Genomic DNA, 19,548 nt, shown 5'->3' on the forward strand with positions numbered 1-19,548 from the left:
TGGAGGGGTTATGACTGACACCCCGCAGCGCACCCGCCCCCTCCGCGTCCTGGCCGCCATGTCCGGCGGAGTCGACTCAGCCGTCGCCGCCGCCCGCGCGGCCGAGGCGGGCCACGACGTGACCGGCGTCCACCTCGCGCTCTCCGCGAACCCGCAGTCGTTCCGCACGGGCGCGCGCGGCTGCTGCACCATCGAGGACTCGCGCGACGCCCGCCGCGCCGCGGACGTCATCGGCATCCCGTTCTACGTGTGGGACCTCGCCGACCGCTTCCGCGAGGACGTCGTCGAGGACTTCGTCGCCGAGTACGAGGCCGGCCGCACCCCGAACCCGTGCCTGCGCTGCAACGAGAAGATCAAGTTCGCCGCGCTGCTGGACAAGGCCCTCGCCCTCGGCTTCGACGCCGTCTGCACCGGCCACTACGCCAAGGTGATCGTGAACGAGGACGGCACGCGCGAACTGCACCGCGCCTCCGACCTGGCCAAGGACCAGTCCTACGTCCTCGGCGTACTGGACGACCGCCAGCTCGCGCACGCGATGTTCCCCCTCGGCGACACGGTCACCACCAAGGAGGAGATCCGCGCGGAGGCCGAGCGGCGGGGCCTGGCGGTCGCGAAGAAGCCCGACTCCCACGACATCTGCTTCATCGCCGACGGCGACACCCAGGGCTTCCTGGCCAGGCGGCTGGGCAGGGCCGAGGGCGACATCGTCGACGAGGCCGGCAACAAGCTCGGCACCCACGAGGGCGCGTACGGCTTCACCATCGGCCAGCGCAAGGGCCTGCGGATCGGCACCCCCGCCCCCGACGGCAAGCCCCGCTACGTCCTCGACATCTCCCCGGTGACCAACACCGTCACGGTCGGCCCGGCCGCCGCCCTGGACGTCACCGCCCTGACCGCGATCAGGCCGCGCTGGTGCGGCGCGGCCCCCACCGGCCCCGGCACCTACACCGCCCAGCTGCGCGCCCACGGCGACGAGACCGAGGTGAGCGCCGAGGTCGTCGACGGCGAGCTGCGCGTGCGCTTCACCGAGCCGGTCCGCGGCGTGGCCCCCGGCCAGGCGATCGTGCTGTACGACGGCACGCGCGTGGTGGGCTCGGCGACGATCGCCTCCACCGCCCGCGCTACGGCCGGCGCGGCCTGAACCGGCCCCGCCGGTTCCCCGGCCGGCCCTCGGGCTCGCGCGTGTCCGGCGGCCGCCACGCGCGTGCCGCGGCCGGGGGAGGGCGGCCGTCAGCCGGCCAGGAACTCCGCCAGCACCGGCGCCAGCACCCCCGGCTCCACCATGTGGGTCTGCCGCTCCACCGGGCGGTACGTGCCCTCCCCGACGGCCTCCGCGATCGTCCGGGCCGCCTCGCCGAACCACGCCGGGCTCGCGTCGCCCGCCAGGGCCAGCACCGGTGCGGTGACCGAGGCGAGCCGGGACAGGGGCGGGCGCCCGTCGCCCAGCACGGCGTCGTCCTGCGCGAGGCTCGGCGCGAGGATCTCCAGGCTCGCCCACATGGGGGACTGACGGGCGCCCCGGATGACCTCCTCGCCCAGCCCGGTGAAGCGGAGGAACGACTCGACCGCGTCCCCGCGACGGCCCTGCGACAGCGCTTCCTCCAGCGCCCGCGAGTACTCCGCGCGCCTCCTCGCGCCCGCGTCGTCCATGGCGTACGGCACCTCGTAGACCGCGACCCGGCGCACCGGCAGCCCGTCCGCCGCCGCCCGCAGGGCCAGCGCGCCGCCCGACGAGACGCCGTACAGCGACGCCTCGCCGCCCTCCGCCTCGATCAGCGCCGCCAGGTCCTCGACCTCGCGCTCCACCGCGTACGGCGGCGTGTCGCCGCTCCCGCCGCGGCCCCGGCGGTCGTAGACGACCACGCCGAAGCGCCCCGAGAGTTCGGCGGCCAGCGGTGCCAGCGTGGCCCCCGTCGACAGCGCGCCGCTCACGAGGACCACCACGGGGCCCCGCCCGGTGCGCTCGTAGGCGATCGGTGTGCCGTCACGTGAAAGAGTCTGCTTCTCCATGTCTGTGCAGACTGCCCTACGCGGCGTGTTCAGGGGCTCACGACACATCCACGTCGTAGAAGCACAGGTGGTCCTTGATCTCCGCGACGTCCGGCTCCGGGTCCGGTACGCCCACACCGCGTCCGGCGCGCCCGGCAGCGACCAGTACGACGCGGTGCCCTTGTAGGGGCAGCGCGTGCGCGTCCCGGACGGCGTCAGCAGGTCCACGCGCACGTCCCCGGCCGGGATGTAGTAGCGGTCGGGACAGCCCGTCTCCCGCAGGAGCAGCGGCCGGTCGCTCTCGGCCAGCACCTCCTCGCCGTGCACCACGCGCACGTGCCGGTCGCTCCGCTCGATGGTGATGTGGTGCCCTCCGGTCACGATCGACCCTCCTTGGGTAGCCGAGTCCTCCGGTACAGCGCACGCTGAAGCGGAGTTCTTCCCGCCCGGCCGGGGCCGTCCCGCCCGGCGCGCACCCGCAGGAGGAGGTCCCATGGGAGCCGTGCACCCGGCCAGGAACCGCAGCCGCCTCGCCCACCAGGTCCGCTACGCCCTGCGCCACCCCGGACGCGTTCCCGCCCACGCCCGGCGGGCCGTGCGCGACGCCCTGCTGCGGCTGCGCCACCGCGGCGACCACATCGCCTACTACCGGGCCGTGATGGCCTCCGACACGGCCCGCGGCGCCGAGGCGGCCGTGGGGCACAACCCCTCGCGCGAGCAGTGGGCGCGGATCGGGCGGATGCAGTTCGACTACCTGGTGGGGCACGGGCTGGAGCCGCACCACCGGATGCTGGAGATCGGCTGCGGCAACCTGCGCGCCGGGCGCCTGTTCATCGACCACCTCGACACCGGCCACTACTACGGCATCGACATCTCGCCGCACATCCTGCTCGCCGCCCAGGACACCCTCGTACGGGAAGGGCTCCAGGCCAAGCTGCCCTACCTGGTGCTCGCCGACGACCTCACCTTCGCCTTCCTGCCCGAGGGGCACTTCGACGTCGTGCACGCGCACAGCGTCTTCTCCCACTCGCCCCTGCACGTCATCGAGGAGTGCTTCGCGCACGTCGGCCGGATCCTCGCACCCGGCGGCTTCTTCGACTTCACGTTCGACCGAACGGAGGGGGAGGAGCACCAGGTGCTGCACGAGGACTTCTACTACCGGACGCAGACCCTGGTCGACCTGGCCGCGCGGCACGGCCTGGCGGCCCGCCTCATGGACGACTGGGAGCGGCTGCCGCACCGCCAGTCGAAGATCCGGGTGACCGCCCTGCCGGAGCCTGCCCGTACGGTGGGGGGATGAACATCTGCGTCTTCCTCTCCGCCGCCGACCTCGACGAGCGCTACACCCGTCCCGCCAGGGAGTTCGCCGAGCTCATGGGCAAGGGCGGGCACACCCTGGTGTGGGGCGGTTCGGACGTCGGGCTGATGAAGGTGGTCGCCGACGGCGTCGAGGAGGCGGGCGGGCGGCTCCTGGGCGTCTCGGTGGAGTTCCTGTCGGACCGGGCCCGCGAGGGCGTCGAGGAGATGGTGATCGCCCGCGACCTCGCCGAGCGCAAGCGGCTGCTGCTGGAGAAGGCCGACGCCGTGGTGATCATGGTGGGTGGCACCGGCACGCTGGACGAGGCGACCGAGATCCTGGAGCTGAAGAAGCACGGGCACACCGACAAGCCGGTCGTGCTGCTGAACACCGCGGGCTTCTACGACGGGCTCAAGGAGCAGTTCCGCCGCATGGAGGACGAGGGCTTCCTGCCGCGCCCGCTGACCGAGCTGGTGTTCTTCGCCGAGGAGCCGGTGGGCGCGCTGGCCTACCTGGAGGAGGCGCTGGGCATCGGGTGAGCCGGTGATGCGAGCATGGCGGACATGGCTACACATGTGATCACCGGAGCGGGTTCCGGCATCGGCGCGGCCGTGGCCCGCCGCCTGCACGCACGCGGCGACGACCTGGTGCTGCACGCGCGCGACGCGGCCCGCGCCAAGGAGCTCGCCGCCGCGTTCCCCGGTGCGAAGACGCTGGTGGGCGACCTCGCCGACCCCGACAAGCTGTCCTGGGCCCTGTCGCACCAGACGCTGCCGGACCGGGTGGACTCCCTGCTCCACATCGCGGGCGTGGTCGACCTCGGCCCGGTCGGCGAGCTGACCACGAAGACCTGGCGCCGCCAGATCGACGTCAACCTGATCGCCCCCGCCGAGCTGACCCGCCTCTTCCTGCCCCAGCTCCGGGTCGCCCAGGGCCACGTGGTCTTCGTCAACTCCGGCTCCGGGCTCCACGCGCACGCCGAGTGGGCCGCGTACGCCGCCTCCAAGCACGGCCTGAAGGCGCTGGCCGACGCCCTGCGCCAGGAGGAGCACGCCAACGGCGTCCGCGTGACGTCCGTCTACCCGGGCCGCACCGCCAGCCCCATGCAGGCCAAGGTGCACCAGCAGGAGGGCAAGGAGTACGACCCGGCCAGGTGGATCGACCCCGAGTCGGTGGCCACCACCGTGGTGATGGCCCTGGACCTGCCCAGGGACGCGGAGGTCAACGACCTGACCGTGCGCCCGGGGCGGTGACCGGCACCGGCCGCCACGCCCTCGGGCGGACCGCCCGGTGAACCCTCCCCGGAAGGGTTACGTACTCTTCCGGGGTGAGCGAAAACAGCCAGTTCAGGTTCGGTCCCGCCACCGGCGTCGGATCCATGCCGGGCACGGACGCGCGTGAGGCGGTCAAGACCGCCACCGGCACCTTCGAGGACTTCCCGTTCCTGCCCGAGCTGCCCGCCCGCGGGCCCGGCGCCGACATGATCGGCCGCACCGCCGGGATGCTCGTCGAGCTGTACGCGCGCGTGGAGCCCAGCGGCTGGCGGCTCGGCGACCGGCCCGGCCGGGACACCCGGCGGGCCCGCTCCTGGCTCCGCGAGGACCTCGACGCGCTGGAGGAGTACACGCAGGGCTACGAGGGACCGCTGAAGGTGCAGGTCGTCGGTCCCTGGACGCTGGCCGCCGCGCTGGAGCTGCGCAACGGCGAGGCCGCCCTCTCCGACGCCGGTGCCTGCCGCGACCTGGCCGCCTCCCTCGCCGAGGGACTGCGCCTGCACCTGGCGCAGGTGCGCGGCCGGGTCCCGGGGGCCCAGGTCGTGCTCCAGCTCGACGAGCCGTCCCTCACCGCCGTCCTGCACGGCCGGGTGAGGACCGCCAGCGGCTACCGCACCCACCGCGCCGTCGACCGGCAGGTCGTCGAGTCCACCCTCCGCGACGTCGTCGGCGTGCACGACGGCGGCCCGGTCGTGGTCCACTCCTGCGCCCCGGACGTCCCGTTCGCCCTGCTGCGCCGGGCGGGCGCGGCGGGCGTCTCCTTCGACTTCTCCCTCCTGACCGAGCGTGACGACGAGGCGATCGGCGAGGCGGTGGAGGGCGGCATCCGGCTGCTGGCCGGTGTCGTGCCGGGCACGGACGGCCCATTGTCGGACCCTGCGGGTAGCGTCATGGGGGTCAGGACGCTGTGGCGCAGGCTGGGACTGCATCCGGGGCTTCTCGCCCGGGCGGTCACCCTCACGCCGGCGTGCGGACTCGCGGGCGCGTCCCCCGAGTACGCGCGCCGGGCGCTCGCCCACTGCGTCCGGGCGGCGAGATCCCTCGCGGACAACCCAGAGTAACGGGAGGACGACACGGTGGCCGGCGACAAGCAGGCGGAGACGACGAACGTGCCCGCCGAGGCGCGCGAGAAGCACGTGCGGCTCGCTGAGCAGATCGAGGAGCACCGCTTCCGGTACTACGTGAAGGACGCCCCCGTCGTCAGCGACGCGGAGTTCGACCGGCTGCTGCGTTCCCTGGAGGCCCTGGAGGAGGAGTACCCCGAGCTGCGCACGCCCGACTCGCCGACCCAGAAGGTCTCCGGCTCCTACGAGACGGAGTTCACGGCGGTCGAGCACCGGCAGCGGATGCTCTCCCTGGACAACACCTTCAACGACGACGAGCTCGCCGCCTGGGCCGAGCGCATCGCCAGGGAACTGGGCGACCAGACCTACCACTTCCTGTGCGAGCTGAAGGTCGACGGCCTCGCCGTCAACCTCACCTACGAGCGCGGCCGCCTCACCCGCGCGGCGACCCGCGGCGACGGCCGCACCGGCGAGGACATCACGCCCAACGTCCGCACCATCGCCGAGATCCCGGAGCGCCTGAAGGGGGAGGAGGTCCCCGACCTCGTGGAGGTCCGCGGCGAGGTCTACTTCCCGATGGAGAAGTTCGAGGAGCTCAACCGCCGCCTGGTCGAGGCCGGCGACAAGCCCTTCGCCAACCCGCGCAACGCCGCGGCCGGTTCGCTGCGCCAGAAGGACCCGCGCGTCACCGCCACCCGCCCGCTGCACATGGTCGTCCACGGCATCGGCGCCCTGGAGGGCTTCACGGGTCCGGCCCGCCTGTCCCAGGCCTACGACCTGCTGAGGACCTGGGGCCTGCCCACCTCCCGGCACAACAAGGTGGTCGACGGCCTCGGCGGCGTCCGGGAGTTCATCGCGTACTACGGCGAGCACCGGCACTCCGTCGAGCACGAGATCGACGGGGCCGTCATCAAGCTGGACGAGATCCCGCTCCAGGGACGCCTGGGCTCCACCTCGCGCGCGCCGCGCTGGGCGATCGCCTACAAGTACGCACCGGAGGAGGTCAACACCAAGCTCGTCAACATCCGCGTGGGCGTCGGCCGTACGGGCCGGGTCACGCCGTTCGCCCAGGTCGAGCCGGTCACCGTCGCGGGCTCGGAGGTCGAGTTCGCCACGCTGCACAACCAGGACGTGGTCAAGGCCAAGGGCGTCCTCATCGGCGACACGGTGGTACTGCGCAAGGCCGGTGACGTCATCCCGGAGATCCTCGGCCCGGTGGCCGACCTGCGCGACGGCAGCGAGCGGGAGTTCGTGATGCCGAGCGAGTGCCCCGAGTGCGGCACGCCGCTGCGGCCCATGAAGGAGGGCGACGTCGACCTGCGCTGCCCCAACGCCCGCACCTGCCCCGCCCAGCTGCGCGAGCGCCTGTTCTACCTGGCCGGCCGCAAGGCGCTGGACATCGAGCACTTCGGCTACGTGGCCGCCGCGGCCCTCACCAAGCCGCTGGAGCCCGCGGAGCCGCCGCTGAAGGACGAGGGCGATCTGTTCGACCTCACCGTCGAGCAGCTGCTGCCCATCAAGGCCTACGTCCTCGACCAGGACAGCGGCCTGCCCAAGCGGGACCCCAGGACGGGCGAGGAGAAGATCGCCACCGTCTTTGCCAACCAGGAGGGCAAGCCCAGGAAGAACGCGCTGGCGATGCTGGAGAACATCGCCGCCGCCAAGCAGCGCCCGCTGGCCCGGATCCTCACCGGCCTGTCGATCCGTCACGTCGGCCCGGTCGCCGCCGAGGCGCTGGCCCGCGAGTTCCGCTCCATCGACCGTATCCAGCAGGCCGACGAGGAGGAGCTGGCCAACACCGACGGGGTCGGGCCCGTCATCGCCGCCTCCCTCAAGGAGTGGTTCGCCGAGGAGTGGCACCAGGAGATCCTGCGCAAGTGGAAGGCCGCCGGCGTCCGCATGGAGGAGGAGAGTTCGGGGGAGGACGAAGGACCCCGCCCCCTGGAAGGGCTCACCGTCGTCGTCACCGGCACCCTGGAGCGCTTCACCCGGGACGGTGCCAAGGAGGCTCTGCAGGACAGGGGGGCGAAGGTGACCGGTTCGGTGTCGAAGAAGACCTCGTTCGTCGTGGTGGGGGACAACCCCGGCTCGAAATACGACAAGGCCGTGCAGCTGAAGGTTCCGGTCCTGAACGAGGACGGTTTCCGGACCCTGCTCGAACAAGGGCCCGAGGCCGCGGCGGAAGTAGCACTTCCGTCCGGGGAATAGCGGTTGAAGGCCACTCGATCGGTGCATATCAGATGCATACGGGTGGCCGGGGCGCATTCGGGCGACCGTCGACGACCGCTGCCCGTGGAAGCCTTCCGCGGCCTACTGTTGAGGTGTGCGCCCGCCGTGCCCAGCTGCGGTCGGGGCATCCCCGTGCTCCACGGGAGCGGGGGGGAAGGGTTTTCCAACGTGGCGCCGTTGATGGTGGTCGCGGCGGGGGTCGCGTGGCGTGGGCACCGCCGGCTGTGAGAGGGACGGGAATGGAACCGACCGAGAGCGCCGCCCCGGGCTCCCGGCTGCGCCGGTACCGCAGGGCGAGCGCCTGGCGGGTCAACCGGTGGGCCGGGTGGTCCTCGGAGCGCGGCGGCGCCGAGAGGCGCGCCGCCCCGCCGCACGCTCCGGGAGGGGACCGTGGCGCGGGACCGTACACCGCGGGCCGCCGAACCGGCGGGCCGCGCCCGGCGGACGGCCGGCAGCCCGGACCGCACGCCGCGGCCGGCGGCGCCGCCCCGGCTGCCGCCGAACGCGGCCACTCCCTCTCCGGCGCCGACGCCGACGCCGAACGGCACCTGTCCTGGCCCGCGTTGCCCGCGGCCGTCGTCGCGGCGGCCGGATTCGTCCTGGGCGCCGGGTTCTACCGGGCGTTCGGCGGCGGCCACGCCCTCTTCCCGTCCGGCACCACCGGCTGGTCCCTGGCCGTGCTCACCGGGATCATCGTCGGCCACCTCGTCATGCTCGGCCGGGCCCGCTGGTGGGGCGGCACCGGCTCCGGCGCCGCCCTCACCCTCGCCGTCCTGCTGCTGTACGGCTGGATCCCGGCCGGCATGGTCAGCCTCACCGTCGTCGTGCTCGTCGGCGCCGCCCGCCGCGGCCGCTGGCGGCAGGGCGTGCTGCACGGCGCGGTGGACGTCCTCGGCATCGGCGCCGGCGCCCTGCTGCTGGGAGCCTCCGGCTCCGTGCCGTCCGTCGAGGCCCCCTGGGACCCCGCCACCTGGACGCTCTACACCGCGCCCGAGGTGGTGGGCGTCGCCGTCGCCTACCTCACCGTCACCCGCGTCCTGCTGTGGTACCTGAACACACCGCGCGGCGGCCTGCCCACCATCGCCCGCACCGCCCTGCTCAGACAGGGCCTGCTCGCCGCCGCCCTGCTCGGCATCGCTCCGCTGATCTGCGTGGTCGCGTTCGCGCAGCCGCTGCTGCTGCCGCTGTTCTCCATCCCGCTGATCGCCCTGGACTCCACCCTGTGGATCGCCCGCGCCCGCGCCGAGGAGCAACTGCGCGACCCGCTGACCGCACTGCCCAACCGGCAGTGGCTGCTGGAGCGGATCTGGACCGCGCTGGACGACGCCGAACGCATCGACGCCCGCGCCGCCCTGGTCCTGATCGACCTCGACCGTTTCCGGTCGGTCAACGACACCCTGGGGCATCTGGCCGGTGACCGGCTGCTGCTGCAGACCGCCGACCGGCTGCGGCTGGCGCTGCCGCGCGGAGCGGAGGTCGCGCGGCTGGGCGGCGACGAGTTCGCCGTCTTACTGCCCGTCGCCGACTCCACGACGTCCGTGACCCGCCTCGCCCGCGGCCTGATCGCGGCCCTCGGCTCCCCGCTCGACCTGGACGGCCTCACCCTGGTGCTGGAGGCCAGCGCCGGCGTCGCCGTCTTCCCCGACCACGCGCTGGACGCCGAGGGATTGCTGCGCCGCGCGGACGTGGCGATGTACCAGGCGAAGCGGGACCGCACCGGCGTCGAGGTCTACGAGTCCAAGCGGGACTCCAACACCCCGGACCGGCTGGGCCTGCTGGGCGACCTGCGCCGGGCGCTGGACGCCCGCGAGGTCGAGCTGCACTACCAGCCCAAGGTCCGCTTCGACGGCCAGGTCGCCGGCCTGGAGGCCCTGGTGCGATGGGTGCACCCCGAGCGGGGCAAGGTGCCGCCGGACGAGTTCATAGCGATCGCCGAGTCCTCCGGGCTGATGCCGCACCTCACCGAGTACGTGCTGGAGACGGCGCTCGGACAGGTCGCCGCATGGCGCTCCCAGGGCCTGTTCGTGCCGGTCGCGGTCAACGTCTCCCCGCGCGACGTCCACACCCCCGGCTTCGCCGGCTCGGTCGCCGCCCGGCTGGCCCGCCACGGCGTCCCCGCCGGGGCACTGCAACTGGAGATAACCGAGCACGTCCTGCTGGAGGACCCCCAGCGCGCCGCCGACACCCTCGCCGGACTCACCGGCCACGGCGTGAAGATGTCGCTGGACGACTTCGGCACCGGCTACTCCTCCCTCGTCCACCTGCGCCGCCTCCCCGTCAGCGAGCTCAAGATCGACCGCTCGTTCGTGGCCCGGCTGGCCGTCGACACCGAGGACGCCGAGATCGTGCGCTGCACGGTCGACCTGGCCCACTCGCTCGGCCTGCTCGTCGTCGCCGAGGGTGTCGAGGACGACGAGACCTGGGAGCGCCTGCGCGACCTGGGCTGCGACGCCGTCCAGGGCTGGCTGGTGGCCGCCGCGATGCCGCCCGAGGAGACCACCGCCTGGCTGCGCGCCCGCGGCTCCCGCGGCTGGCAGCGCCCCGCCGCCGCCCTCCCGGCCGCCGCGGCGGACGACCCTGGACGGGTCGGGTGACACCCCCCGGCGGCACCGTCGCCTGACACCGCCCGGCGCCACCGCCGCCCGGCACCGCCCGGTGACACCGGTCGGGGCGGGCGCCGCCGGCGGGCCCGGCGGAGGCCGGAGGGGAAACCGTTTCACGGGCACCGGACCCCGCCCCATAGGATTGGTCCCAAACCACTCACACTCACCCCAGAGGAACGCTGCATGCCTGGCATCACGCGCGAGGAGGTCGCCCACCTCGCCCGGCTGGCGCGTCTGGAGCTGAAGCCCGAAGAGCTCGATCACTTCGCGGGACAGCTGGACGACATCATCGGCGCGGTGGCCCGCGTCAGCGAGGTCGCCGACCAAGACGTACCGCCGACCTCGCACCCGCTCCCGCTGACCAATGTCATGCGCCCGGACGAGGTCCGACCGTCGCTCAGCCCCGAGCAGGCGCTCTCCGGCGCCCCGGCCCAGGAGCAGCAGCGTTTCAAGGTGCCGCAGATCCTGGGGGAGGAGTAGCCCGCCATGTCGGACTCCATCATCAAGCTGACCGCGGCCGAGATCGCCGCGAAGATCGCCTCCGGCGAGCTGACGGCCGTCGAGGTCACCGAGGCCCACCTGGCCCGGATCGAGGCCGTCGACGAGAAGGTGCACGCCTTCCTGCACGTCGACCGCGAGGGCGCGCTCGCGCAGGCCCGCGCCGTCGACGCCAAGCGGGAGCGCGGCGAGAAGCTCGGCCCGCTGGCCGGCGTGCCGCTGGCGCTCAAGGACATCTTCACCACCGAGGGCGTGCCCACGACCGTCGGTTCGAAGATCCTCGAAGGCTGGATCCCGCCGTACGACGCCACGGTCACCAAGAAGCTGAAGGCCGCCGACGTCGTCATCCTCGGCAAGACCAACATGGACGAGTTCGCCATGGGGTCGTCGACGGAGAACAGCGCCTACGGCCCGACCGGCAACCCGTGGGACCTCACCAGGATCCCCGGCGGCTCCGGCGGCGGTTCCTCCGCCGCCCTCGCCGCCTTCGAGGCCCCGCTCGCCATCGGCACCGACACCGGCGGCTCCATCCGCCAGCCCGCGGCGGTCACCGGCACGGTCGGCGTGAAGCCGACCTACGGCGGCGTCTCCCGCTACGGCATGGTCGCCTTCTCCTCCTCCCTGGACCAGGGCGGTCCCTGCGCCCGTACGGTCCTGGACGCGGCGCTGCTGCACGAGGTGATCGCCGGCCACGACCCGCTGGACTCCACCTCCATCGACGCCCCGGTCCCGCCGGTCGTCGAGGCCGCCCGCAGCGGCAGCGTGGCGGGCATGCGCGTCGGCGTGGTCAAGCAGTTCCGCGGCGAGGGCTACCAGGCCGGCGTCATGCAGCGCTTCGAGGAGTCCGTCGAGCTGCTCAAGGAGCTGGGCGCCGAGATCGTCGAGCTGGACTGCCCGTCCTTCGACCTCGCCCTGTCGGCGTACTACCTGATCGCCCCCTCGGAGTGCTCCTCCAACCTCGCCCGCTTCGACGGCCTGCGCTACGGGGCGCGCGTCGGCGACGACGGCACGCACTCCGCCGAGGAGGTCACCTCCCTGACCCGCGAGGCCGGTTTCGGCCCCGAGGTCAAGCGCCGCATCATGCTCGGCACGTACGCGCTCAGCTCCGGCTACTACGACGCGTACTACGGCAGCGCCCAGAAGGTCCGCACGCTCATCAAGCAGGACTTCGAGAAGGCGTTCGAGCAGGTCGACGTGATCGTCTCCCCGACGACCCCGACCACCGCCTTCCCGATCGGCGAGCGCGCCGACGACCCGATGGCGATGTACCTCGCCGACCTGTGCACCATCCCGACCAACCTGGCGGGCAACGCGGCCATGTCGCTCCCCTGCGGCCTCGCCCCGGAGGACAACCTCCCGGTCGGCCTGCAGATCATCGCCCCCGCCATGAAGGACGACCGCCTGTACAGGGTGGGTGCCGCCGTCGAGGCCGCCTTCGTGCAAAAGTGGGGCCACCCGCTGCTCGAGGAGGCTCCGTCGCTGTGAGTGCACTGTCCAAGGCCAAGGGCTTCAAGAAGTCCAGGTCCGGTCTCTACGTCTCGATGGCCACCTCGGCCTTCGGCGTGATCGGCGTGGTCAAGCAGATCAAGAAGGCCCGCACCGAGAACGACACCCTGCGGCTGATCGACGCCGTCGTGACCGGCGCCGCGGTCGTCACCAACCTCGCCATCCTCTACCGCGAGCTGAAGAGCTTCGGCGACGACGACGTCCTGCTGGGCTGAGAGGGAATTTCCACCGTGACCACCACGACCGACCTGGTGTCGTACGAGGACGCACTCGCGTCGTACGACCCCGTCATGGGCCTCGAGGTCCATGTCGAACTCGGCACCAAGACCAAGATGTTCTGCGGCTGCTCGACCGCCCTGGGCGCCGAGCCGAACACCCAGACCTGCCCGGTCTGCCTCGGCCTGCCCGGCGCGCTGCCGGTCGTCAACGCGACCGGCGTCGAGTCCGCCATCAAGATCGGCCTCGCGCTCAACTGCGAGATCGCCGAGTGGTGCCGCTTCGCCCGGAAGAACTACTTCTATCCGGACATGCCGAAGAACTTCCAGACCTCCCAGTACGACGAGCCGATCGCCTTCGACGGCTACCTCGACGTGCAGCTGGAGGACGGCGAGACCTTCCGCGTGGAGATCGAGCGCGCCCACATGGAGGAGGACACCGGCAAGTCGACCCACGTCGGCGGCGCCACCGGCCGCATCCACGGCGCGTCGCACTCCCTGCTCGACTACAACCGCGCCGGCATCCCGCTCATCGAGATCGTCACCAAGCCGATCACCGGTGCCGGGGAGCGCGCTCCCGAGGTCGCGCGGGCGTACGTCCGTGAGCTGCGCGAGCTGATCCGTGCGCTCGGCGTGTCCGAGGCCCGCATGGAGATGGGCCAGATGCGCTGCGACGTGAACCTGTCGCTGATGCCGAAGGGCGCCGAGAGGTTCGGCACGCGCTCGGAGACGAAGAACGTGAACTCGCTGCGTTCCGTGGAGCGCGCGGCCCGCTACGAGATCCAGCGGCACGCGGCCGTGCTCTCCTCCGGCGGCACGATCGTCCAGGAGACCCGCCACTTCCACGAGGACACCGGGTCCACGACCTCGGGCCGCGTGAAGGAGGAGGCCGAGGACTACCGGTACTTCCCGGAGCCCGACCTGGTGCCGGTCGCCCCGTCCCGCGAGTGGGTCGAGGAGATCCGCGCCTCCCTGCCCGAGCTGCCGCTGGTGCGCCGCAACCGCCTGCGCGAGGAGTGGGGGATCTCCGGCACCGACATGCAGGCGATCCTCAACGCCGGTGCGCTGGACCTGATCGTCGCCACGATCGACGCCGGGGCCGACGCGGCCTCCGCCCGCAAGTGGTGGATGGGCGAGCTGGCCCGCAGCGCCAACGAGTCCGGCAAGGCCCTGGACGAGCTGTCGATCACGCCGGCGCAGGTCGCCCGCGTCACCGAGCTGGTGGCCCGCGGCGATCTGAACGACAAGCTGGCCCGCCAGGTCATCGAGGGCGTCCTCGCCGGTGAGGGCGGGCCGGACGAGGTCGTGGAGAAGCGCGGCCTGAAGGTCGTCTCCGACGAGGGCGCGCTCACCGCCGCCGTCGACGAGGCCATCGCCGGCAACCCGGCCATCGCGGACAAGATCCGCGGCGGCAAGGTCGCCGCGGCCGGCGCCCTGGTCGGCGCGGTCATGAAGGCGACCCGGGGCCAGGCGGACGCGGCGCGCGTCAAGGAGCTGATCCTTCAGAAGCTGGGCGTCGACGAGGGCTGACCCGGCGCGCTCCACGCCTCCCGAGGGGGCGCACCGGAACCGGTGCGCCCCCTCTTCATGTGAGTAGGCCCACGAACCCGCAAGGGATCGCCTTCCGCTGCGGGAGTGGCGTTCGCGTCACTCATGCGTTCTTTGCGGGCTGTTCACGTCTGCACGCGTGCTTTCGTGTCCTGAACGACTCTCTCCGGTCAAAGATCAACCGCCGGCACATCTGGGAGCACGTTCGTGGCAGCCCTCGTCGGCTGGTGTGTCCGACGCCGCCTCGTCACCCTCCTGCTCCGGCTCCCGGCCCTCGCCGGGGCCACCGCGGCCGCGGCGGCCACCGGCTGGGCGTACTCCGACGACTACGAGGTGCCCGGCACCGAGCCGGGCCGCGCCTCCCGGCTGCTCGCCTCCGGCCTCCCCGGCCTCGGCGCACAGCGACCGTTAAGGGACCTCTCAGACAGCGTCCGTACGGTGCGGGGCATGGGAACGAAGACAGTGGACGGGACCGGGGCCGCGACGCGGGCCGACGAGGACACGGCGGACGGCGCCGAGGAGAGCGCGCGGGCCGCGGCGGAGATCGAGGAGACGGGTACCGGGGAAGCCGGCACCGGGGAACCGAAGGGTGCGGGGGAGGCGGGGGACGACGCCGACGCGGCCGGGAAGCCCGAGGCGGCGGGGCCCTCCGGCGTCGGCCAGGGCGCCGGTGCCGTCGTCTCCGCCGGGCTCGGCGTCGTCTCGCTGACCGGCGGCTGGGTCGGCACCGTGGCCTCCGCGCGCGAGTCGCTGATCGGCCAGTTGGAGACCTCCTCCTCGTCCGACGTCGCCACGATGATCGAGAAGGGCTACGGCGACGCCTGGCACGCCACCGCGCTGTGGGGCGGCCTGTTCGCCCTGGCCGCGCTGATCGTCGGCGTCGTGGTGCTCGTCCGGCCCGCCTTCGGGGCGCCGGGCCGGCCGCAGGCCCCGTGGACCAAGTCGGTCGCCTGGGCGGGTGTCGCCCTCGGCGTCATCGGCCTGCTGCTGGCCGTCCTGAAGTACACCGACGTCCTGCTCGGTCTGCCGTCCACGGGCTGACACACGTCACCGCAGGTCCACAGGGGTCCCGGGACGTCCGCACGTGACACGGCGGACGTCCCGGGACCCCTTCCGCGCCCGCAAAGCCCCTCCGGGACCCCGCGCACCCCCTGATGCCCCCGCGTACGCCCTTGGGGCCCGCCCCAAGACGCGGTCGCCCTCCTCGCCCGGCGTCGCGGACCGCGGCGGGGCTGCGGCGGTGACGCACTCCCTCGGTCCGCTCCCGGCCGGAGCACGCCTCCCCGGGGCGGCGGACCGGGACGTACGCCGAACGGATCGACGGCCGGGTGAGGCACCGTGTCCGACGCGCCGCGGGGACTGTCCGCCCCCGGCCGCAAGCACACCCTGGGCGAACGGAACCGGCTGGAGCCCACCCGGGAGGACGCGGGCGGCGGCGGTCCCGGCCGCGGACCGATGGACCCGGAGCCGGGGAAGGCCGTCGTACGGCCGCCGCACCGGGACGGGGCGCGGCCCGCCGGGGAGCGGGGGCCCCGGCTACGTCACCCTCAGCTCCAGGATCCGGTCGTCCCCCTCCTCCGGGTCGCCCCGGCCGTCCGTGTTGCTGGTCACCAGCCACAGCCGGTCGCCGCCCGCCGCGGCCACCGTGCGCAGCCGGCCGTACTCGCCCTCCAGGAAGGACTGCGGGTCGGCCGCGGCCCCGGTGCCCTCCAGCGGGACGCGCCACAGGCGTTCGCCGCGCAGGCCCGCCATCCACAGGGAACCGCCGGCGTGGGCGACGCCGCTGGGGGAGGCCTCGTCCGTGCTCCACTGCGCCAGCGGGTCACGGAAGGAGTCGTCGCCGGACCGGCCCTCCGCCTCGGGCCAGCCGTAGTTGCCGCCCGGCTCGATCGCGTTCAGCTCGTCCCATGTGTCCTGGCCGAACTCCGAGGCGAACAGGCGCTGTTCGGCGTCCCAGGCCAGGCCCTGCACATTGCGGTGGCCCAGGGAGTACACCGGGGAGTCCGGGAAGGGGTTGCCCGGCGCCGGCTCGCCTTCCGGGGTCAGGCGCAGGATCTTGCCGCCGAGGGAGTCCTCGTCCTGGGACAGGCCCGTGTCGCCGCTCTCGCCCGTACCCACGTACAGCATCCGGTCCGGGCCGAAGGCGATCCGGCCGCCATTGTGGACCACCCCTTTGGGGATGCCCTTGAACACCGTGTCGGGCGCGCCCAGCTGCTCGCCGGACCGCTTCCGCTCGTCGTACCGCATGCGGACGATCCGGTTGTCCGAGGCGGACGTGAAGTACGCGTAGACCATGTGGTCCGAGGCGTAGCCGGGGGAGAGCGCGATGCCGAGCAGACCGCCCTCCCCGGCCGGTGACACCCCCGGCACCTCTCCCAGCTCCGTCTTCTCGCCGGACCGGGCGTCGACCCGCGTGATCGTGCCCGTGTCCCGTGAGGAGACGAGCAGGTCGCCGTCGGGCAGCGGGGCCAGGCCCCAGGGACTCCTCAGGCCCGTGGCGAGCGTGCGGACCACCTTCACGGACCCCTCGGCCGCGGGGGCCGCCCCGGTGTCCGGCCGCGAGGGCGGGGCCTGCGCGGTCGTACGGCCCGGCGAGGCGCCCGCGTCCGGCGCGCCCTCGCCGCCGGAGGAGCAGCCGGCCGTCAGCACCAGCGCGGCGGCGGCCAGCACGGCCGACACGGCTCGACGTTGCACGATCGTGGTCCTTTCGACGCGGCGGGTTCTCCCTGTCATACACCGTTCGCGCCCCACAGGTTCCCGGTCCCCGGACCCGGAATCGCGGGTGCCGGGCCCCCGGGACCGGGCGGCGGCGCGAAGGCTGTGGCGGGCCGGTCGGGCGGGGCGGGTCAGACGGGCCGATCAGGCCGCTCGGACAGGGGCCCGGCGGCCGGCTTGTCTCAGTCCCACGACCCCTGCGCGGCGGGAAGCCCGGCGATCTCCGCCAGGTCCCGCGCCGTCAGCCGCAGCCCCGCCGCCCCCGCGTTCTCCGCCGCCCAGCGCTCCCGCTTGGCGCCCGGCACCGGCACCACGTGCCGCCCCTGGGCCAGCACCCAGGCCAGGGCCACCTGCGCGGGCGTGACCTGCTCGCCGTGCCGGGCCGCGACCCGGCGCAGACCGGCGACGATGGGCTGGTTGGCGGCCATCATCTCGGCCGTGAACCGGGGGTGCCGAGCCCGCACGTCGTCCGGTTCGAAGCCCTCGCCGGGCGTCAGCGTGCCGGTCAGGAAGCCGTTGCCGAGCGGCATCGCGGCGAGGAAGCCGATGCCGCGCGCCTCGCACCACGGCAGCAGGGCCCGCAGCGCCTCCGGCGACCACACCGACAGCTCGGCCTCCACGGCGCTCACCGGGAAGACCTGCTGCACCCGCTCCAGCTGCCGGATCGTCCCGTCGTGCAGCCCCGCCCCCTGCCGCCGCGCCGACCGCGCCCCCACCGCGCACAGGCCCAGCGCCCGCACCTTCCCGGCGCGGACCAGCTCCGCCATGGCGCCCCAGGTCTCCTCGACGGGGACCTCCGGATCGGCGCGGTGCAGCTGGTAGAGGTCGATGACGTCGGTCTGCAGGCGGCGCAGCGAGGCGTCGCAGGCCCGTCTGACGTAGCCGGGGCGACCGTTGGCCACGATGTGCTGGTCCCCGACCAGCAGCCCCACCTTGGTGGAGACGAACGCCTCCGCCCGCCGCTCCTTCAGGACCCGCCCCAGCAGCAGCTCATTGGTGAACGGACCGTACATGTCGGCCGTGTCCAGCAGGGACGACCCCACGTCGAGCGCCCGGTGCACCGTCCTGAGCGACTCGTCGCCCCGCTGCCGCGACGCGCTGTACGCCCAGCTCATCGGCATGCACCCGAGCCCGACGGCCCCCACCGCGAGTGCCGCCGCGCCGATCGTCCTGCGCTCCACCTGGTCGTGACCCTCCCTCGTCAAGGCCACCCAACCTAACCTCTGCGCCGCCACGCCCCTGACATAGCCTCCAGGCCATGACTGCTGACGTGTGGCTGCCCATCCCGCCCGACGAGATCGAGGGGCTCCCCGAGGGCCCCGCCTACCGCTTCTGGGACGGCGCCGAGGACTTCCCCGCGGACCCCGCCGACTGCGTGTTCTACGTCGTGCCCTACATGAGGCCCAGCCCGCTGTGCGTCCGGCCCCTGCCGCGGATGAGCTCCGTCCGGGTCGTCCAGACGCTCTCCGCCGGCATCGACCACGTGGAACCGGGGCTGAAGGACCTGCCCGACGGCATACGCCTGTGCAACGCGCGCGGCGTGCACGAGGCCAGCACCGCGGAACTGGCGCTCACGCTGATCCTGGCGTCGCTGCGCGGCGTCCCCGACTTCGTCCGGGCGCAGGAGCGAGGGGAGTGGCTGGGTGGGTTCCGGCCCGCGCTGGCCGACAGGACCGTCCTCATCGTGGGGTACGGCTCGATCGGCGCGGCCATCGAGGACCGGCTCGCGCCCTTCGAGGTGGCGCGGGTGGCGCGCGTCGCGCGCTCCGCGCGCACCACGGCGCGCGGGCCGGTGCATCCGCTCACCGAGCTGCCCGCCCTGCTCCCGGAGGCGGACGTCGTCGTGCTGTCCACGCCGCTCACCGAGACCACCCGCGGCCTGGCGGACGCGGACTTCCTGGCCCGGATGAAGGACGGCGCGCTGCTCGTCAACGTCGCCCGCGGCCCCGTCGTCGACACCGAGGCGCTCCTGACCGAGCTGGAGAGCCGCCGCATCACCGCCGCCCTCGACGTCACCGACCCCGAGCCGCTACCCCCGGGGCACCCCCTGTGGCAGACGCCGGGCGTGCTGATCAGCCCGCACGTCGGCGGGCCGACGTCCGCCTTCCTGCCGCGCGCGAAACGGCTGCTGACGGACCAATTGCGCCGCTTCGTGAACCAGGAGCCGCTGCGCAACGTGATCCTCACGACGGGCGCGTCCGGCGCGTGACCCGCGTGCCCGGTGCGTGAGCCGCGTGTCCGGTACGGCGACCCCGTGACCGGACGCCGGGCGCACCCGGCGCGGTGAACAAGCGGCGCGTGCGCCGGGCGCATCGACGGGATCCACCCGCCCCGAGTGCCCGGCGCGCCCTTCGCACCAGGGGCGTGGCCGGTTTTCGTACCGTCCGCAATCCTCCGGGTGCGGGGGTTTTCGCATACTCCTTGCTCGTCACGGAGAGTAGAGAACCTATGTCCCTGCGTGACGGCACTGGTGTATCGTCCCGACAGGGGTTGCGCCGCGCACCGTTCGGCGCCGGGGATGGACGTTTCAGACTGCGAGGGGGGCGACGGGCGATGCACGGCCTATGGACGAACGATCCGACGCGGCGGGGCCGCCGGCGGCGACCTCCG

General features: G+C 73.4%; 16 protein-coding genes and 2 pseudogenes. 14 read left to right on the plus strand and 4 right to left on the minus strand.

Features of this window, described 5'->3' with window-relative positions:
• Positions 1-10 precede the first annotated feature (10 nt).
• Positions 11-1,141 carry a tRNA 2-thiouridine(34) synthase MnmA gene (mnmA, locus tag ACSU6Z_RS20835; protein WP_437047716.1) on the plus strand — a complete coding sequence of 377 codons (1,131 nt, stop codon included), beginning with the start codon at positions 11-13 and terminating at the stop codon, positions 1,139-1,141.
• An 89-nt stretch (positions 1,142-1,230) separates the two neighbouring features.
• On the opposite strand, the gene ACSU6Z_RS20840 is transcribed toward mnmA, so the two are convergent.
• Positions 1,231-2,010 (minus strand): alpha/beta fold hydrolase, encoded by a 780-nt coding sequence (locus ACSU6Z_RS20840; protein WP_437047718.1) that lies wholly within the window; start codon positions 2,008-2,010, stop codon positions 1,231-1,233.
• Positions 2,011-2,047: 37 nt separating this feature from the next.
• Positions 2,048-2,370, minus strand: a pseudogene (locus ACSU6Z_RS20845) (DUF427 domain-containing protein).
• 112 nt (positions 2,371-2,482) lie between these two features.
• Between ACSU6Z_RS20845 and ACSU6Z_RS20850 the strand changes: the two are divergent.
• From ACSU6Z_RS20850 to ACSU6Z_RS20905, 12 genes and pseudogenes are all read left to right on the plus strand, one after another.
• On the plus strand, positions 2,483-3,289 hold the full coding sequence (locus ACSU6Z_RS20850; protein WP_437047719.1) for a class I SAM-dependent methyltransferase: 807 nt from the start codon (positions 2,483-2,485) through the stop codon (positions 3,287-3,289).
• Positions 3,286-3,825: a TIGR00730 family Rossman fold protein gene (locus ACSU6Z_RS20855; protein WP_437047721.1), complete on the plus strand. Its 540-nt coding sequence runs from the start codon at positions 3,286-3,288 to the stop codon at positions 3,823-3,825. The genes ACSU6Z_RS20850 and ACSU6Z_RS20855 overlap by 4 nt, the downstream gene beginning before the upstream one ends.
• A 24-nt stretch (positions 3,826-3,849) precedes the next feature.
• Entirely contained in the window at positions 3,850-4,539 is a 690-nt protein-coding gene (locus ACSU6Z_RS20860; RefSeq protein WP_437047723.1) for an SDR family oxidoreductase, read from the plus strand.
• 74 nt (positions 4,540-4,613) lie between these two features.
• Positions 4,614-5,621, plus strand: a complete 1,008-nt coding sequence (locus ACSU6Z_RS20865) for a methionine synthase (RefSeq protein WP_437047725.1) — start codon at positions 4,614-4,616, stop codon at positions 5,619-5,621.
• 15 nt (positions 5,622-5,636) lie between these two features.
• Positions 5,637-7,832: an NAD-dependent DNA ligase LigA gene (ligA, locus tag ACSU6Z_RS20870; RefSeq protein ID WP_437047726.1), complete on the plus strand. Its 2,196-nt coding sequence runs from the start codon at positions 5,637-5,639 to the stop codon at positions 7,830-7,832.
• A 260-nt stretch (positions 7,833-8,092) separates the two neighbouring features.
• Positions 8,093-10,447: a putative bifunctional diguanylate cyclase/phosphodiesterase gene (locus ACSU6Z_RS20875; protein ID WP_437047728.1), complete on the plus strand. Its 2,355-nt coding sequence runs from the start codon at positions 8,093-8,095 to the stop codon at positions 10,445-10,447.
• A gap of 192 nt (positions 10,448-10,639) precedes the next feature.
• Entirely contained in the window at positions 10,640-10,936 is a 297-nt protein-coding gene (gene gatC / locus ACSU6Z_RS20880) for an Asp-tRNA(Asn)/Glu-tRNA(Gln) amidotransferase subunit GatC (protein WP_029381524.1), read from the plus strand.
• A 6-nt stretch (positions 10,937-10,942) separates the two neighbouring features.
• Positions 10,943-12,439, plus strand: coding sequence for an Asp-tRNA(Asn)/Glu-tRNA(Gln) amidotransferase subunit GatA (gatA, locus tag ACSU6Z_RS20885; protein ID WP_437047730.1), 1,497 nt, complete (start codon positions 10,943-10,945; stop codon positions 12,437-12,439).
• The gene (locus ACSU6Z_RS20890) at positions 12,436-12,675 is read left to right on the plus strand and encodes a hypothetical protein (RefSeq protein ID WP_399037604.1); all 240 of its coding nucleotides are present in this window, start codon (positions 12,436-12,438) and stop codon (positions 12,673-12,675) included. The genes gatA and ACSU6Z_RS20890 overlap by 4 nt, the downstream gene beginning before the upstream one ends.
• A 15-nt stretch (positions 12,676-12,690) precedes the next feature.
• Complete coding sequence (gatB, locus tag ACSU6Z_RS20895; protein ID WP_437047732.1) at positions 12,691-14,205, plus strand: Asp-tRNA(Asn)/Glu-tRNA(Gln) amidotransferase subunit GatB; 1,515 nt, start codon at positions 12,691-12,693, stop codon at positions 14,203-14,205.
• 465 nt (positions 14,206-14,670) lie between these two features.
• Positions 14,671-15,264 carry a hypothetical protein gene (locus ACSU6Z_RS20900; protein ID WP_437050411.1) on the plus strand — a complete coding sequence of 198 codons (594 nt, stop codon included), beginning with the start codon at positions 14,671-14,673 and terminating at the stop codon, positions 15,262-15,264.
• A gap of 297 nt (positions 15,265-15,561) precedes the next feature.
• Positions 15,562-15,696 (plus strand): annotated as a pseudogene (locus ACSU6Z_RS20905) (DUF6191 domain-containing protein); the annotation flags it as partial.
• Positions 15,697-15,759: 63 nt separating this feature from the next.
• Here ACSU6Z_RS20905 and ACSU6Z_RS20910 read toward each other — a convergent pair.
• Both ACSU6Z_RS20910 and ACSU6Z_RS20915 read right to left on the minus strand, forming a co-directional pair.
• The gene (locus ACSU6Z_RS20910; protein WP_437047733.1) at positions 15,760-16,956 is read right to left on the minus strand and encodes a PQQ-dependent sugar dehydrogenase; all 1,197 of its coding nucleotides are present in this window, start codon (positions 16,954-16,956) and stop codon (positions 15,760-15,762) included.
• 164 nt (positions 16,957-17,120) lie between these two features.
• A complete protein-coding gene (locus ACSU6Z_RS20915; protein WP_437050413.1) occupies positions 17,121-18,119 on the minus strand; it encodes an aldo/keto reductase in 999 nt (332 codons plus the stop codon).
• Positions 18,120-18,196: 77 nt separating this feature from the next.
• On the opposite strand from ACSU6Z_RS20915, the gene ACSU6Z_RS20920 reads away from it, so the two are divergent.
• Positions 18,197-19,147, plus strand: coding sequence for a 2-hydroxyacid dehydrogenase (locus tag ACSU6Z_RS20920; protein WP_437047734.1), 951 nt, complete (start codon positions 18,197-18,199; stop codon positions 19,145-19,147).
• Positions 19,148-19,548 lie beyond the last annotated feature (401 nt).

Origin of the sequence: Streptomyces sp. enrichment culture (assembly GCF_964273145.1) — a bacterium.
Taxonomy (GTDB): Bacteria; Actinomycetota; Actinomycetes; order Streptomycetales; family Streptomycetaceae; genus Streptomyces.